Genomic DNA, 14,861 nt, shown 5'->3' on the forward strand with positions numbered 1-14,861 from the left:
AAAAACAAACCCTCAATTAGACTGGCGCCATGGCCGCCGCCCCCAAGAACCCGCGCCCCTGCTCCATCGCCGACGCCCTGGCACTCGTCGGCGAGAAGTACTCCCTGCTCGTCCTGCGGGAGGTGTGCCTCGGCAACGGCCGCTTCGACCAGCTGGTGCGCAACATCGGCGCACCGCGCGACATCCTCGCCACCAGGCTGCGCCGGCTCGTCGAAGCGGGAATCCTGACCAGGCAGCCGTACAGCGAGCGCCCGCAGCGCTTCGAGTACCGGCCGACCCGGGCGGGGCTGGAACTGGAGCCGGTCCTGATGACCCTCATGGCGTGGGGCGACCGGCACCTGCGCACGGACGACGACCGGCCCATGGTGATCGAGCACGTCTGCGGCAACGAACTCGTCCCGCAGGTCACCTGCCGGGCGTGCGGCGAGAGCGTCCGGCACGAGGATCTGACCGCTCATCCGCAGGTCCCCGGCTGGACGGTGACGGGCCCGGCGGCGGTGTAGGAGCCGCCTCCACCCCTGTGGTCCGGTATTCACCCAAGGGCGCTACGCTGCCCCACGGCACGCCTGTTCCTGGTCACCGCACACGGCGGTTCGGTGTGCCCATCGACCGTTTCTCGATCGGCACTTGGACTCCGTAACTTCATGTCTTGGTTTGAATCCCTCGTCCTCGGACTCGTCCAGGGGCTGACCGAGTTCCTCCCCGTGTCCTCCAGCGCGCACCTGCGCCTGACCGCGGCGTTCTCCGGCTGGCACGACCCGGGCGCGGCGTTCACGGCGATCACGCAGATCGGCACCGAGGCGGCCGTGCTCATCTACTTCCGCAAGGACATCGGTCGGATCATCTCGGCGTGGAGCCGCTCACTCACGAACAAGTCGATGCGCCACGACCCCGACGCGCGCATGGGCTGGCTCGTGATCGTCGGATCCATCCCGATCGGTGTCCTCGGCCTGACGCTGAAGGACCAGATCGAGGGGCCCTTCCGCGACCTGCGGATCACCGCGACCATGCTGATCGTCGTCGGCGTGATCATCGGTGTCGCGGACCGGATGGCCGCGCGCGACGAGAAGGGCGGCCGGCACCGCGCGCCCCAGCAGCGCAAGGAGTTGGAGAACCTGGGCGTGCGGGACGGCCTGATCTACGGGCTGTGCCAGGCGGCGGCCCTCATCCCCGGCGTCTCGCGCTCCGGCGCCACCATCAGCGGCGGACTCTTCATGGGCTACCGGCGCGAGGCGGCCGCCCGGTACTCGTTCCTGCTCGCGGTCCCCGCGGTGCTCGCCTCGGGCGTGTTCGAGCTCAAGGACGCGATGGAGAGCGACCACGTCTCCTGGGGACCGACGCTGTTCGCGACGGTCATCGCCTTCGGCACCGGGTACGCGGTCATCGCCTGGTTCATGAAGTTCATCTCGACCAAGAGCTTCATGCCGTTCGTCTGGTACCGCATCGCGCTCGGCATCGTCATCATCGCGCTGGTCGCGACGGGTGCCCTCAGCCCGCACGCCGCGGAGTCGTCGGGCTGACCGCCCCTACACCCACGCGCGCACCTTCGCATCCGTAGCCGTCCGGTAGCGCACTGTCAGTGCATGCCCCTAGGCTTGTCCGCATGTCCCCCGATTCCGTGACTCCTGGTTCCGCGCGCTCCGCCGCGGAGCTGAACGATCAGATCCGTGCCCTGTGGCGGCGTGCGGGCGGGTCCCTGTCGGCGCAGGAGCGTGTGGAGTACGAGCTGTTGGTGGTCGAGTGGGCGACCGCGATCCGCTGCGAGGTCATCAAGGCGGCCTGAGGGCCGGGGCGCCCCCTGCCCGGCCGGCTTCACCGACACCGAGCGCCCTTGCGCCTCAGCGTCCGCCGGCCACCCGCAGCACCGTACCCGTCGTGTACGACGCGTCCGGCGACATCAGCCAGGAGATCGCCGCGGCGATCTCCTCCGCCCGGCCCGCACGGCCCAGCGGCACGTCCGCTCCCATCCGCCGCGCACGGTCGGGGTCGCCCATCGCGGCGTGCATCTCCGTGTCGACGACCCCCGGCGCGACCGCGTTGACGCGGATACCGTCCGGACCGAGCTCCTTGGCCAGCCCCACGGTCAGGGCGTCGACGCCCGCCTTGGTCGCCGCGTAGTGGACGTACTCCCCCGGGCTGCCGAGGGTCGCGGCGCCCGACGACACGTTCACGATCACACCGCTCCCCCGCGCGGCCATCAACTGCGCGGCGCGCCGCGCGCACAGCAGCGTGCCCAGCAGGTTGACGTCGACGACCCGGCGCAGGTCCGCGGTGTCGCTGTCGGCGAGCCGGCCCAGCGGTCCGGTCACCGCCGCGTTGTTCACCAACCCCGTCACCGGCCCGAGCCGCTCCTCCGCCACGTCGAAGAGCCGCTCGACGTCGGCCTCGACCGACGTGTCCGCCCGCACCGCGACACCGCGCCCACCCGCCCCGCGCACGCCCGCCACGACCGCCTCCGCGGCCGCCGAGTCCCGTACCCAGCCCACGACGACGTCGTGCCCGTCGGCCGCGAGGCGCCGACAGGTCGCCGCGCCGATTCCCCGGCTGCCGCCGGTGACCACAGTGAGGGGACGAGCCATGAATACCTCCAACGGAACGAACGAGAACAGCGCGAACGCAGCCCCGGCAGGCACATCGGGGGCGTTTGATCGATCATCGATCAAACGCTCGCGAAGCACAACCACCGCACAACCACCGTCCCGTCGCGTCGATGGTGGCCACTCGCCGACGACGGACACCCGGTGTGATCAACTGAATTCTCCCTCGTCGAGAGCGCACACTGAGGGAACCACAGGGTAGGGAGGCGCCTATGAAGACGCTCGGCCACTGGCTCGCCTCCCCCTGGCGCCGCTCGACGGCCGCCGTGCTCGCCGGCGCGCTTCCCGTCCTCGCCTTCCCGGGCCCGGCCCTGTGGTGGTGGGCCTGGGTCGCCCTGGTGCCGTGGCTGCTGCTGTCCCGGACCGCGCCGAGCGGCGGACGGGCTGCCTACGACGGGTGGTGCGGCGGGTTCGGGTTCATGCTGGCGATGCATCACTGGCTGCTGCCCAACCTGCACGTGTTCACGTTCGTCATCGCCGCGCTGCTCGGCGCGCTGTGGGCGCCGTGGGGATGGCTGGTGCGGCGGCTGCTGGGCGGGGCGCCCCCGGCCGGCCGGGTGGCGGCGGCGCTCGTGGTGCTGCCGTCGGGCTGGCTGGCGGTGGAGCTGGTCCGCTCCTGGCAGGGGCTCGGCGGGCCCTGGGGGATGATCGGCGCGAGCCAGTGGCAGGTGGCGCCGGCGTTGCGGCTCGCCTCGGTGGGCGGGGTGTGGCTGCTGAGCTTCCTGGTGGTGGCCGTCAACGTCGCCGTCGCCGTGCTCGTCGCCGTCCGCCGGGCCCGGGTGCCCGCCGTGGCCGGGCTGGTCGCCACCGCCGCCGCCACCTCCGCGGCCTGGGTCTGGTCGCCGCGCCCCGACGCCGACGAGCGGGTCGCGATCGCCGTGGTGCAGCCCGGCGTCGTCGCCGGCCGGGACAGTGCCGACCGGCGCTTCGACCGCGAGGAAGAGCTGACACGCCGGCTCGCCGACCGGAACCCCGACCTGGTCGTCTGGGGCGAGAGCAGCGTCGGCTTCGACCTCGACGACCGGCCCGACCTGGCGCGGCGACTCGCGGCGCTGTCCCGCGAGACCGGCGCGAACATCCTGGTCAACGTGGACGCGCGGCGCTCCGACAAGCCCGGCATCTACAAGAGCTCGGTGCTCGTCGGCCCGGAGGGACCGACCGGCGCCCGGTACGACAAGATGCGGCTCGTCCCCTTCGGGGAGTACATCCCGGCCCGCTCCCTGCTCGGCTGGGCCACCTCCGTCGGTGAGGCGGCGGGCGAGGACCGCAGGCGGGGCACCCGGCAGGTGGTGATGGACGTCGGCGACGGGCTGCGGATCGGGCCGATGGTCTGCTTCGAGAGCGCGTTTCCCGACATGAGCCGCCGCCTGGCCGCCGACGGCGCCGATGTGCTGCTCGCCCAGTCGTCGACCTCGACCTTCCAGCACAGCTGGGCCCCCGAACAGCACGCCTCGCTGGCCGCACTGCGCGCCGCCGAGACCGGCCGCCCGATGGTGCACGCGACACTGACGGGGGTCTCCGCGGTCTACGACGCGAACGGCGCGCGCATCGGGTCGTGGCTGGGCACCGGCGCGAGCACGTCACGCGTGTACGACGTCCCGCTCACCCACGGCGGCACACCCTACGTCCGGTACGGCGACTGGACGGTGCTCGCGGCGCTGCTGGTCCTCGCGGCCTGGGCCGGCACCGAGAGCGTACGGGCGGTGCGGATCAGGCGGGGCGCTCCTCCACCGCACGTACCACCCGCTCGCACAGCTCATGGGTCTCCAACGCGTCCCGGGCACTGAGCACCTCGCCGGAGCGGACCGCGTCGAGGAAGGCGAGCACCGCCTGTTCGATGCCGCGCTGCCGGGCCACCGGGACCCAGTCACCGCGCCGCCGCACGGTCGGCCGGCCCTTGTGGTCGATCACCTCGGCGAGGTTGACGACCTGGCGCTTGGTGTCCTGACCGGAGACCTCGAGGATCTCCTCCGCCGAGCCGCTGAGCCGGTTCATGACGCCGAGCGCGGTGAAGCCGTCCCCGGCGAGCTGGAGCACCACGTGGTGGAGCAGACCGTCCTCGACGCGGGCGCGCACGGTGACGTCGTCGACCGTGCCGGGCACCAGGAAGCGCAGCGTGTCGACGACGTGGATGAAGTCGTCGAGGATCATCGTGCGCGGGTCCTCGGGCATCCCGGTGCGGTTCTTCTGCATGAGGATCAGCTCGCGCGGGTGCTCGGCGCACTGCGCGTACCCGGGGGCGTGGCGACGGTTGAAGCCGACGGCGAGACTCGTCCCCCGCTGCTCGGCGAGAGCCACCAGGCGCTCGGAGTCGGCGAGTTCGTAGGCGAGCGGCTTGTCGACGTAGGTGGGGACGCCGGCCTCCAGCAACCGGGTCACGATCTGCGGGTGCACGTCCGTCGGCGCGTGCACGAACGCGGCGTCGAGGTCCTGGGCGAGCAGTGAGTCGAGGTCGGCGTGGCGCCGGGCCTGCGGAAGGCGCAGTCCGTCGGCGACCCGGGTGAGCGTCGCGGGGGTGCGGGTCTGCAGGTGCAGGTCGACCCCGGGCAGGAAGGCGAGCACCGGCAGATAGGCCTTCTGCGCGATGTCGCCGAGTCCGATGCAGCCGACCTTCACGGGATGTGCTCCTCTGACGCTCGCCGACCTGGTCCGCTGGGAAGCATACGGGGGCCGCGCGGGCCGCCGGTCGGCGATGCCCTCCAAGCCGCGCACGCCGCGGAGGGACGACCTGTCCGCGGTGGTACGCGGGCACGGGCGCGAGGTGCTGGACGGCGTGCCGGGCGGTGAAAACCCCTGGTGGGACCGGGCAGGCATGGGCGAGGATGCCGACATGACGACCGAGCGCCGCGAACCCGCCACAGACGCCGACGAACGCACCATGCTGGAGGGCTGGCTGGAGTATCACCGGCAGACCCTCGCGTGGAAGTGCGAGGGCCTCACCGACGCCCAGCTCAGGACCGCCTCCGTGGCCCCGTCCGTGTTGTCCCTGATGGGTCTGGTGCGGCACATGGCCGAGGTGGAACGGGGCTGGTACCGCCAGGTGCTGGCGGACGAGGACGCGCCCCCGATCTACTACAGCGACGAGGAGCCGGACGGCGAGTTCCTCCTCACCGAGGCGGACACCTGGCAGGAGGCCCACGCCACCTGGCGTGCGGAGATCGAGGTGGCACGGCGCAACGCCGCACGCTTCCGGCTCGACGACCCGTCCCAGGGGAAGCACCGGCGCACCGGTGAACGGTTCACCCTGCGCTGGATCCACACCCACATGATCGAGGAGTACGCGCGCCACAACGGCCACGCCGATCTGATCCGTGAGTGCCTCGACGGCGCCACCGGCGAGTGACGTCACCCTCGGCGGCGCCGCCACCTCCGTAAGGGGCCGGAGATCACCCGTGTGGGGCAATCTCCACCGGCCTGGCATCGTGGAGGAGTCCCCACCCAGGGCAGAGTGGCGCGGGTGCATCGAACGACGACCACCGCAACGCTCCTGGTGACCATGGCCATCTCGGCCCTCACCGGCTGTACGACGGTCCAGGGTCCGATCGTGGCCGACCCTTCGGCGGCCGGCGCCCACTCGTCCGCGCCGCGCGCCGAGGGCCCGGCCGCACCTGCCGCCGCCCAGGCACCCGCCCGTGAGGCGCTGGAGAGGACCGGCTCCTCCCGGGACCCGGGCCGCGCCTCCGGCAAACCACGCCGTACGGCACCCGCGCAGCAGCGGAAGAAGCAGCCGGCCGACCGCTCGAAACAGCGGCCGCGGCCCGACCGTCCCGAGGCGCCGGTGCGTGAACGGGCGCCCGAGCGGCCTCCCACCGGCGTTCCCGACGTTCCGCTGCCGGACGGCGGGGGCGTCGGCAAGGACGCCGGCAACAAGGCGGACGTGTGCGCACTCGGCAAGCAGTACGGCGGCTGGCGGCCCGGCAGTCCCGAGGCGGTCATCTGCGAGCGGACACACCGCCGCTGAGGGTACGGCCGCGGCGGGCGAGTCCTACGGCCGTTGCTGCCGCGGTGGGCCCCACCGCCCGCCGGACCCGTCCGGCCCGCCGCCGCCCAGCCGCGACTCCAGCCGGCCGATCGCCTCGCGCACGCCCTCGCCGTAGCGGTCGTGGGCGAGGTACTCGGCCGCGCTCCGGGCCCGACGCAGATGCACCCGGGCCGCCTCGCGGTGGCCGAGCCGTTCGTAGTCTGCGGCCAGGTTCAGATGCAGCGAGGGGTAGAGGGCACGCGCGGCGAGCGCGCCCTCGCGCCCGCCGGCGGGCCGGTCCTGGGTGAGTTCCTCGGCGGCCGACAACGCCCGCAGGTCCCAGGCCAGTTCGTCCCCCGGGTCGTCCTGGGTGTCGGCCAGGTAGTGGGCCAGGGTGCAGCGGTGCAGGGGATCGCCGTGCTCGCCGATCTCCGCCCACAGGCCGAGGAAGCGGCGCCGGGCCTCTTCCCGGTCGCCCGCGTGGTGCAGCATGACGACCTGTCCGATCCGCGTCAGCACGGCATCCGGCGCCGCCTGCTCCTGTCCCTTGGCCACCGCGTCCTCCGTGCCCGTCGTCGGCTGTCCCGACGACGCTAACCGCACGCACCCGCATTCCACGTCAGGCGGCTCCGATACGCGCGCGGGCCGGTCGGTGGCGGACCGGCCCAGGCGCCCGGGTCAGCCCAGGTTCGGGATGGTCCAGTCGATCGGCTCGTGTCCCTGCGCGGCGACCGCCTCGTTGATCTGTGTGAACGGGCGCGAGCCGAAGAACTTCTTCGCCGACAGGGGCGAGGGGTGCGCGCCCTTGACCACCACGTGCCGCGTCGCGTCGATCAGCGGAAGCTTCTTCTGCGCGTAGTTGCCCCACAGCACGAACACCGCCGGGTCGGGCCGGTCGGCCACCGCGCGGATCACCGCGTCGGTGAACAGCTCCCAGCCGCGGGCCTTGTGCGAGTTCGCCTCGCCGGCCCGGACCGTGAGCACCGCGTTGAGCAGCAGCACGCCCTGCTTAGCCCACGGCATCAGATAGCCGTTGTCCGGGATCGGGACGTCCAGCTCCGCGTGCATCTCCTTGTAGATGTTCCGCAGGGACGGCGGGACCTTCACGCCCGGCCGCACCGAGAAGCACAGCCCGTGGCCCTGCCCCTCGCCGTGGTACGGATCCTGCCCGAGGACCAGCACCTTCACCTGGTCGTACGGCGTGGCCTCCAGCGCGGCGAAGACCTCCTCGCGCGGGGGGTAGACGGGGCCGTTCGCCCGCTCCTCCTCGACGAACGCCGTCAGCTCCTTGAAATAGGGCTGCTGCAGTTCGCCGCCCAGCACCTCGCGCCAGGACTCGGGCAGCATGGCGATGTCGGTCACGTCAACTTCCTTACACTGTGCGGTCGCTTCCGGTCCTCAGAACCTACCCGCGACCACTGACAATCGGAGCGGCTACCAGCTCGTCTTCCGGTGCAGCTCCCACATCGTCATGATCGTCGAGGGGTCCAGGGCCCCTTCGGCGCCCGAGATGTCCGCGCCGGCGGCCACGTACTGCTTGCCCTGCCACAGCGGCAGCAGCCGTACGTCGTTCACGAGGATCTGCTGCGCCCGCTCGAACTCCCGCTCCGCGTTGCCGCGGTCGCTCTCCCGGCGCGAGCGCGGCAGCAGCTCGCCGGTGATCTCGGGGGCGGGGTAGGGCGTGCCGAGGGCGTTCTGCTCGCCGACGAAGGGGGCGATGAAGTTCTCGGCGTCCGGGAAGTCGGGGGACCAGCCGCGCCCGAACACCGGGTACTCGCCCTTCTGGTAACCCGTGACGTACGTCTTCCACGGGCGGCTCTCGAGGGTGACCGTGAACAGGCCCGAGGCGTCCAGCTGGCGCTTGATCTCCTGGAACTCCCGCGCCGTCTCGGAACCGTAGCGGTCGGTGGTGTACCAGAGGGTGAGCGGGACGGGCTCGGTGATGCCGGCGTCGGTGAGGATCGCGCGGGCCTTGGAGACGTTCGGGTCTCCGTAGTCGTCGAAGAAGCCCGTGGTGTGGCCGATCAGGCCCTTGGGGACCATCGAGTACAGCGGGTCGACGGTGTCCTGGTAGATCTCGTGGGCGATCGCGACCCGGTCGACGACCTGGGCGACGGCCTGGCGCACTTCCTTCCGGCCCGCCCACGGGTCGTCGGGGTTGAAGACGAGGTAGCGGATCTCCGTACCGCTGCCCTCGACCAGCTGGAGGTCCTTCTCCTTGCCGGCCTCGCCCTGCAGCGTGACGACGTCGTCGGCCGCGAGACCGCGGTAGGTGACCTGGATCTCCCCGTCGCGCAGGGCCTTCACCATGCCGGCGGAGTCCTTGAAGTAGCGGATGGTCACCGCGTCGTTGTGGCGTTCGGCGAAGCCCTTGTAGCGGTCGTTGCGGGCGAGTTCGGCCCGCTCGCCGTCCTCGTACGACTGAAGCGTGTACGGGCCGGAGCCGACGACCTTGCCGTCCTCGCGCAGGGAGTCGGCGGGGTAGCCGCCGGGTTCGACGATCGACATGGCGGGCGTGGCGAGGACGAAGGGGAAGGTGGCGTCGGGTTTGTTGAGGTGGAAGACCACTTCGCGCTCGCTGGGCACTCGGACGCGGTCCAGGCTGCCCAGCAGACCGGCGGGGCCGCCGTTGACGTTGATGTCCTTGATCCGGTCGATCGAGTGCTTGACGGCCCGGGCGTCCAGCCGGTCCCCGTTGGAGAAGGTCAGGCCCTCGCGCAGCTCGCAGCGGTACACCTGGTTCGTGGAGTCGGTGAACGCGCACTCCTCGGCGGCGTCGGGCTCGGGCGCGCTCGCGCCGTCGGGGTAGCTGAGCAGCGTCTGGTAGACGTTGCGGAACAGCTCCCAGGAACCGTCCCAGGACGCGGCCGGATCCAGCGTGCTGGGGGCACTGGTCGTCCCCACGACGATCGGCCCCTCATTCTGCGCATCGTCGGACGACAGGATGCCGCATCCGGTGACCAGCGAGGACATGGACACGATGGCCGCCACCCGCCGCAGGCCTCGGTTCCGGTTGAACACGCGCACGCTCCTCGATCCGCCGTACCAAGGGTCGGCAGACCATACCGCAGCGCCATGCTCCCTGAACCCCCCTTCTGATCAGGGGGTTTGATCATTTTACGATGACTACGTTGTCATGACCCCGCGGTCTCGAAACGCGGACACGGGCACCGTTTTCCGCAACGGTGCCCGTGTCCGAGCGCGCGCCCGGCGGGATCGGACGTCAGGCCACGCCGGCGTTCAGGAAGATGCCGCCGTCGACCACGAGCGTCTGACCGGTGACCCAGTCGGACTGCGCCGAGGTGAGGAACGCGGCCGCGCCGCCGATGTCGGCGGGCTCACCGAGCCGGCCGAGCGGGTATCCCGCGGCGGCCTCCTCCTCGCGGCCCTCGTACAGAGCCGCGGCGAACTTCGTCTTCACGACGGCCGGGGCGATCGCGTTGACCCGCACCTTGGGCGCGAACTCGTGCGCCAGCTGCGCGGTGAGGTTGATCAGCGCTGCCTTGCTGACGCCGTAGGCGGCGATGAAGGGCGAGGGCGACAGTCCCGCCACGGAGGCGATGTTGACGATCGCACCCCCGTTGTCCTTCTGCCAGGCGTGCCAGGTGCGCTGGGCGAAGCCGAGCGCCGAGATGACGTTGGTCTCGAAGACCTTGCGCGCGACGTTCAGGTCGAGGTCGGCGATCGGCCCGAACACCGGGTTGGTGCCCGCGTTGTTGACCAGGAAGTCGACGCGCCCGAAGGCCTCCATCGCGCGCTCGACGGCGACGGCCTGGTGGGCCTCGTCGTGCGCCTTGCCTGCGACGCCGATGACACGGTCGGCGCCGAGCTTCTCGACGGCCTCCTTCAGGGCCTCCTCGTTGCGACCGGTGATGCAGACGCGGTCGCCGCGCGCGACGAGCGCCTCGGCGACGCCGTAGCCGATGCCGCGGCTCGCGCCCGTGACGAGCGCGGCCTTGCCGGAGAGTGCGGGGAGTTCAGTCATGTCCGTGATCCCTAGTCGAGCGGTCCGCCGGCCACGTACAGCACCTGGCCGGAGACGAAGCCGGCGGCCTCGCCGGTGAAGAAGGCGATGGCGTTGGCGATGTCGTCGGGCTCGCCGACGCGGGCGACCGGGATCTGGGTGGCGGCGGCCGCCTTGAAGTCGTCGAAGCCCATGCCGACGCGGTCGGCGGTGGCCTTGGTCATCTCGGTGGCGATGAAGCCGGGGGCAACGGCGTTGGCGGTGACGCCGAACTTGCCGAGCTCCTTGGCGAGGGTCTTGGTGAAGCCCTGCAGACCGGCCTTGGCGGCGGAGTAGTTGACCTGGCCGCGGTTGCCGAGCGCGGAGGACGAGGACAGGTTGACGATGCGGCCGAAGCCGGCGTCCACCATGTGCTTCTGGCAGGCCTTCGACATCAGGAACGCACCGCGCAGGTGCACGTTCATGACGGTGTCCCAGTCGGAGACGCTCATCTTGAACAGCAGGTTGTCGCGCAGCACGCCCGCGTTGTTGACGAGGATCGTCGGCGCGCCCAGCTCCTCGGCGATCCTCGCCACGGCCGCCTCGACCTGCGCCTCGTCGGAGACGTCGCAGCCGACCGCGATCGCCTTGCCGCCGGCCTCCGTGATCTTCCCCACGGTGTCCTTGCAGGCGGTCTCGTCGAGGTCGATGACGGCGACGGCACGGCCCTCGGCGGCCAGTCGTACGGCGGTGGCGGCACCGATGCCGCGCGCGGCTCCGGTGACTACGGCGACCCGCTGCTCAGTGGTGGACATTGCTGCTTCTCCTCGTCCTGGGGATGCGGCCCGTGCGGGGCCCTTCGGTACGCCCTTTGGGTGAGCGACCGCTTAGTACCTTCCGCAGACGTGACGCTAGAAGCCCTGGCACGCGGTGTCAACGGGACACCGGGCCGGTGTGATTCATTACCCGGGCTCCCCGGGGGGGGCGCGCCCTCACCCCGGGCGCCCGAACGGCCCAGCCCTGCGGGGCCCACGCCGAGGCACCCCTGACGTCGAAGCGCGAACCGTTCATGGGCGGAAAGGAGGATGCGGCGCCGCCGGCGCACCCGAGGCACGCCTCGCTCGGGGCCCGGCCGGCGGCCGGACAGGCACTACCGCACGAGCAGGCCGAGAAGTCGTTCCGTCTCTGCCGCCGGGTCCGCCGTGAGGCCGGTGTGGACGGGGCCCGGCTGGACGATCGTGGAGCGGGGGGCGATCAGCCAGCGGAAGCGGCGGCCGGGGTCGTCGTGGGCCGCCTGGCCCGCCGCGTCCCCGCCGGTGCACACGCCTTCGACGGCGCGCAGGGCCGCGCGCACACCGGGCAGGTCCACGTGCGGGTCGAGGGCCAGCAGCCTGGTCTCGTCGAGGTGGGTGAGGGCACCGACGTAGGCCTTGGCCCGGCAGTACACGAGCACCCCGGCGTTCACACACTCACCGCGTTCGACGCGGGGCACGACGCGCAGCAGTGCGTACTCGAAGACATGGCGGTCGCTCACCGCTCCCCCTTGACGTGCTCGTGGATGGTGGCGGCCCGGGCGAGCAGGGGCCGGGCGTAGGCGCGCCGGAGGTCGTCGGGCGTGGCGAAACCGGGCTCGTCCAGCAGCCAGCTGTCCGGGATCTCGGCGGTGACCTCGGCGAGGAGTTCCTCGGTGACCAGGGGCGCGAGCGCGGCGGCGGCCGAGCGGACGTCCGGCGCGAAGCGTGCGAGGGCGTGGTCCGAGGCGTCGTACGGCCGGGCGGCGGAGGTCTCGGCGCCGGGCCAGTTGTGGTGCCAGATCATGGTCGCGCCGTGGTCGATGAGCCACACCTCGCCCCGCCACCGCAGCAGGTTGGGGTTGCGCCAGGACCGGTCGACGTTGTTCACCAGGGCGTCGAACCAGACGATCCGCCCGGCGTCTTCGGGGCTCACCTCGAAGGCGAGCGGGTCGAAGCCGAGGGCGCCGGAGAGGAAATCCATGCCGAGGTTGGTGCCGCCGCTGGCCTTGAGCAGCTCCTGCACCTGCTGGTCGGGTTCGCCGAGCCCGAGCACCGGGTCGAGGTCGACCGTCACCAGCCGCGGCACCCTGAAACCCAGCCGGCGGGCGAGTTCACCGCAGACCACCTCGGCGACGAGCGTCTTGCGCCCCTGCCCCGCGCCGGTGAACTTCAGGACGTAGGTCCCGAGGTCGTCGGCCTCGATCAGTCCCGGCAGCGAACCTCCCTCACGCAGGGGCGTGATGTAGCGGGTCGCTACGACCTCTTTCAGCACTTTCCCAGGCCACCCATCTCTTCAGCCTTACAATCCGCGGATACCTTCTCCGGGGTGTGGAGGCAGGAATCACCGGTCAACGGCGCTGGGGAGAATCTGGGGAGTTTTGGTCGCCGAGCCGGTCTCCCCGCTCCCCAAGCAGACCGTCGATGGTGCCGCGCCCCTTGCTGCCGGCTTCCGGCATGAAGTGAGCATAGTAACCACGGCCGAGGGGCACGATCCGTCCGGCCACCTCGGCCGACCTGCCGGCGACAGCCCGCCCGTGCGCCGCCCACGCTGCCTTCGAGCGCGCCGACCCCGTGCCGGCTGCTCTCCCCGCCCGCCTGGAGCCCGTGCTGTTCTCGGCGCATCCGAGAGCGTGGTGCCTCGTCCTCGAAGGCGAGGGCGGTCCGGGAGCATCCTCCCGGACCACAATTGTCCGTCGCCTTGGTCTTCCGCGCGGTCGCGGACGCCGAGGAGCCCGGCTGTCGGCCGGCGCCGGACGTCATCGTCCAGCGCCGGCGGTCTTGCGGTCGTCAGCGGTGAGCGTGGGCGGTGGTGTCTGTGCCGGCCGGTGCGGGGCGAACGGGCCGTGCAGGGCTGCCCATCGGAGGAGCAGGACGGTCTTGCCGTCGGTGACGCGTCCGTCGCGGGTCATGGCGAGGGCTTCGGTGAAGGGCAGTTCGAGGACCTCGATGTCCTCGCCTTCCTCTTCCACCCCGCCGCCGGTTCCGGCGCGGTCGGCGGGAGTGTAGGGAGCGGCGAAGAAGTGGAGGCGTTCGGTGACGGAGCCCGGGCTCATGTAGGCGTCGAGGACGTGGGTGAGCGGGCCGAGGGTGACGCCGAGTTCTTCGGCCGCCTCGCGGCGGATCCCGGTGTGCGGGTCGTCCGCGTCGAGCAGTCCGGCCGCGGCTTCGGCGAGCATGCCGTCGGGGTGGTCGGTGACATAGGCCGGGTAGCGGAACTGGCGGGCGAGCAGGACGCGGCCGCGTGCGGTGTCGTAGGGCGGGTCTACGGCGGGGCGCTTCCCGTTTCGCCGGCTGTGGCGGACTACGGTGCCCGCAGACTGTGGCCCCGGACGGAAAACGGAAGGTCGCCTCGGTGGCCGCCGGGCTGGTGCGGCCCGGTGGCGTGGTGATCGTCGACGGCGGTACCACCGCGCTGGCTGTCGCCCACGCGCTCCCGAGGGATCTGGCCTGCACCGTGATCACCCACAGCCCGACGATCGCCGTCGCTCTGCTCGGCCATGCGCAGGCCGAGGTCTTCATGCTCGGGGGCCGCCTGTTCCAGCACTCGGCGGTCGCCTGCGGCGCGGCGGCGGTCGAGGCCGCGCAGAACGTCTCCGCCGACCCCTTCCTCCTCGGCGTCACCGGCGTGCACCCCGAGGCGGGCCTCACCACCGGCGACGCCGAGGACGCGGCGATGAAACGCCCTCGCGGCACGGGCTGCGGACACCTACGTCCTCGCCTCCTCCGAGAAGACCGGCACCGCTTCCCGGTACCGCGTCCTGCCCTGGGAAGAGATCTGCGGACTGATCACGGACACGTCCCCGCACGACCCGGTGATCGAGCAGCTCACGGCGAACGGGGTCGAAGTGCTGACGGCCGGCTGACGACCGTGGAGCCGACCGCGGAGCGGCCGGTCGACCGGCCACCCGGCCCGCCCGCACCGAGACGGAACCCGCGCCCCCGGCCAGGGCTGCGACCATCCCACCGCCACGGACAAGGAGATCGTGAGGCGTGCCTCCGGTCCGAAGCTGGACCACGCAGCCCCCAGGAGATGCGGCCTCGGCTCCGGTGCACCCCTGTGAACGCGTCCTCTGCCTGGCCGCGGCGGTGCCACATCACGTCATGGAGTTTCATCGCGGGCCGCGCCCCGGCCCACGTGTGGGACCGGTCCCGCTCGGGACGCCGGCGGTCCCGGCCGCGCTCACGGCCTCCGTTCTCACCTGCGCCCGCCGCGTCCACGGCCAGTGCCGCCTGCCGCACTGCCACCGCCGGCCTCAACGGGCCTCTGCCGTTTCCACGACATGGCCGCGGCCCGGCGACACGGTCATCCGGTAGCGCGACCAGTCTCAGCCGGGGTGCCGTCCCCG

General features: G+C 71.9%; 15 protein-coding genes and 2 pseudogenes. 7 read left to right on the forward strand and 10 right to left on the reverse strand.

All coding sequences use genetic code 11. The annotated features are described in order from the left end of the window. Positions 1–29 precede the first annotated feature (29 nt). From RM812_RS12240 to RM812_RS12250, 3 genes are all read left to right on the forward strand, one after another. Positions 30–503, forward strand: coding sequence for a winged helix-turn-helix transcriptional regulator (locus tag RM812_RS12240; protein WP_311572497.1), 474 nt, complete (start codon positions 30–32; stop codon positions 501–503). A 141-nt stretch (positions 504–644) separates the two neighbouring features. Continuing rightward, complete coding sequence (locus RM812_RS12245; protein WP_311572498.1) at positions 645–1,520, forward strand: undecaprenyl-diphosphate phosphatase; 876 nt, start codon at positions 645–647, stop codon at positions 1,518–1,520. A gap of 83 nt (positions 1,521–1,603) precedes the next feature. Next, the gene (locus tag RM812_RS12250; RefSeq protein WP_311572499.1) at positions 1,604–1,783 is read left to right on the forward strand and encodes a hypothetical protein; all 180 of its coding nucleotides are present in this window, start codon (positions 1,604–1,606) and stop codon (positions 1,781–1,783) included. 55 nt (positions 1,784–1,838) lie between these two features. Here the strand turns inward: RM812_RS12250 and RM812_RS12255 are convergent, their stop codons facing one another. Then, complete coding sequence (locus RM812_RS12255) at positions 1,839–2,579, reverse strand: SDR family NAD(P)-dependent oxidoreductase (protein WP_311572500.1); 741 nt, start codon at positions 2,577–2,579, stop codon at positions 1,839–1,841. A 230-nt stretch (positions 2,580–2,809) separates the two neighbouring features. On the opposite strand from RM812_RS12255, the gene lnt reads away from it, so the two are divergent. Next, positions 2,810–4,384 carry an apolipoprotein N-acyltransferase gene (gene lnt, locus RM812_RS12260; RefSeq protein WP_311572501.1) on the forward strand — a complete coding sequence of 525 codons (1,575 nt, stop codon included), beginning with the start codon at positions 2,810–2,812 and terminating at the stop codon, positions 4,382–4,384. On the opposite strand, the gene RM812_RS12265 is transcribed toward lnt, so the two are convergent. Then, positions 4,308–5,213 carry a Gfo/Idh/MocA family protein gene (locus tag RM812_RS12265; protein ID WP_311572502.1) on the reverse strand — a complete coding sequence of 302 codons (906 nt, stop codon included), beginning with the start codon at positions 5,211–5,213 and terminating at the stop codon, positions 4,308–4,310. The genes lnt and RM812_RS12265 overlap by 77 nt on opposite strands. Positions 5,214–5,427: 214 nt before the next feature. Here RM812_RS12265 and RM812_RS12270 point away from each other — a divergent pair, with 214 nt between their 5' ends. Together RM812_RS12270 and RM812_RS12275 are read left to right on the forward strand one after the other, a co-directional pair. Beyond that, a complete protein-coding gene (locus RM812_RS12270) occupies positions 5,428–5,940 on the forward strand; it encodes a DinB family protein (protein ID WP_311572539.1) in 513 nt (170 codons plus the stop codon). Positions 5,941–6,054: 114 nt separating this feature from the next. After that, the gene (locus tag RM812_RS12275; RefSeq protein ID WP_311572503.1) at positions 6,055–6,558 is read left to right on the forward strand and encodes a hypothetical protein; all 504 of its coding nucleotides are present in this window, start codon (positions 6,055–6,057) and stop codon (positions 6,556–6,558) included. Between the two features lie 24 nt (positions 6,559–6,582). Here RM812_RS12275 and RM812_RS12280 read toward each other — a convergent pair whose 3' ends face one another. From RM812_RS12280 to RM812_RS12315, 8 genes and pseudogenes are all read right to left on the reverse strand, one after another. Next, positions 6,583–7,113 (reverse strand): hypothetical protein, encoded by a 531-nt coding sequence (locus RM812_RS12280; protein WP_311572504.1) that lies wholly within the window; start codon positions 7,111–7,113, stop codon positions 6,583–6,585. Positions 7,114–7,236: 123 nt separating this feature from the next. Further along, positions 7,237–7,920 (reverse strand): uracil-DNA glycosylase, encoded by a 684-nt coding sequence (gene ung, locus RM812_RS12285; RefSeq protein WP_311572505.1) that lies wholly within the window; start codon positions 7,918–7,920, stop codon positions 7,237–7,239. Positions 7,921–7,992: 72 nt separating this feature from the next. Beyond that, the gene (locus tag RM812_RS12290) at positions 7,993–9,579 is read right to left on the reverse strand and encodes an ABC transporter substrate-binding protein (protein ID WP_311572506.1); all 1,587 of its coding nucleotides are present in this window, start codon (positions 9,577–9,579) and stop codon (positions 7,993–7,995) included. Positions 9,580–9,781: 202 nt separating this feature from the next. Continuing rightward, complete coding sequence (locus RM812_RS12295; protein ID WP_311572507.1) at positions 9,782–10,543, reverse strand: SDR family oxidoreductase; 762 nt, start codon at positions 10,541–10,543, stop codon at positions 9,782–9,784. A gap of 11 nt (positions 10,544–10,554) precedes the next feature. Continuing rightward, on the reverse strand, positions 10,555–11,316 hold the full coding sequence (gene fabG / locus RM812_RS12300) for a 3-oxoacyl-ACP reductase FabG (protein ID WP_311572508.1): 762 nt from the start codon (positions 11,314–11,316) through the stop codon (positions 10,555–10,557). A 335-nt stretch (positions 11,317–11,651) separates the two neighbouring features. After that, positions 11,652–12,035 carry a DUF3037 domain-containing protein gene (locus RM812_RS12305; RefSeq protein WP_311572509.1) on the reverse strand — a complete coding sequence of 128 codons (384 nt, stop codon included), beginning with the start codon at positions 12,033–12,035 and terminating at the stop codon, positions 11,652–11,654. After that, on the reverse strand, positions 12,032–12,787 hold the full coding sequence (locus tag RM812_RS12310; protein ID WP_311572510.1) for a HipA family kinase: 756 nt from the start codon (positions 12,785–12,787) through the stop codon (positions 12,032–12,034). The genes RM812_RS12305 and RM812_RS12310 overlap by 4 nt, the downstream gene beginning before the upstream one ends. 484 nt (positions 12,788–13,271) lie before the next feature. Continuing rightward, a pseudogene (locus RM812_RS12315) lies at positions 13,272–13,811 on the reverse strand (NUDIX domain-containing protein); the annotation flags it as partial. On the opposite strand from RM812_RS12315, the pseudogene RM812_RS12320 reads away from it, so the two are divergent. Then, positions 13,713–14,378 (forward strand): annotated as a pseudogene (locus RM812_RS12320) (DeoR/GlpR family DNA-binding transcription regulator). The pseudogenes RM812_RS12315 and RM812_RS12320 sit on opposite strands and share 99 nt — an antisense overlap. Positions 14,379–14,861 lie beyond the last annotated feature (483 nt).

Origin of the sequence: Streptomyces lancefieldiae (genome assembly GCF_031845825.1) — a bacterium.
In the GTDB taxonomy this organism is placed as follows: Bacteria; Actinomycetota; Actinomycetes; order Streptomycetales; family Streptomycetaceae; genus Streptomyces; species Streptomyces lancefieldiae.

Coding starts and splice junctions, on each gene's coding strand:
- RM812_RS12240 (WP_311572497.1), top strand. CDS start 30: ATGGCCGCCGCCCCCAAGAACCCGCGCCCCTGCTCCATCGCCGACGCC.
- RM812_RS12245 (WP_311572498.1), top strand. CDS start 645: ATGTCTTGGTTTGAATCCCTCGTCCTCGGACTCGTCCAGGGGCTGACC.
- RM812_RS12250 (WP_311572499.1), top strand. CDS start 1,604: ATGTCCCCCGATTCCGTGACTCCTGGTTCCGCGCGCTCCGCCGCGGAG.
- RM812_RS12255 (WP_311572500.1), bottom strand. CDS start 2,579: ATGGCTCGTCCCCTCACTGTGGTCACCGGCGGCAGCCGGGGAATCGGC.
- lnt (WP_311572501.1), top strand. CDS start 2,810: ATGAAGACGCTCGGCCACTGGCTCGCCTCCCCCTGGCGCCGCTCGACG.
- RM812_RS12270 (WP_311572539.1), top strand. CDS start 5,428: ATGACGACCGAGCGCCGCGAACCCGCCACAGACGCCGACGAACGCACC.
- RM812_RS12295 (WP_311572507.1), bottom strand. CDS start 10,543: ATGACTGAACTCCCCGCACTCTCCGGCAAGGCCGCGCTCGTCACGGGC.
- fabG (WP_311572508.1), bottom strand. CDS start 11,316: ATGTCCACCACTGAGCAGCGGGTCGCCGTAGTCACCGGAGCCGCGCGC.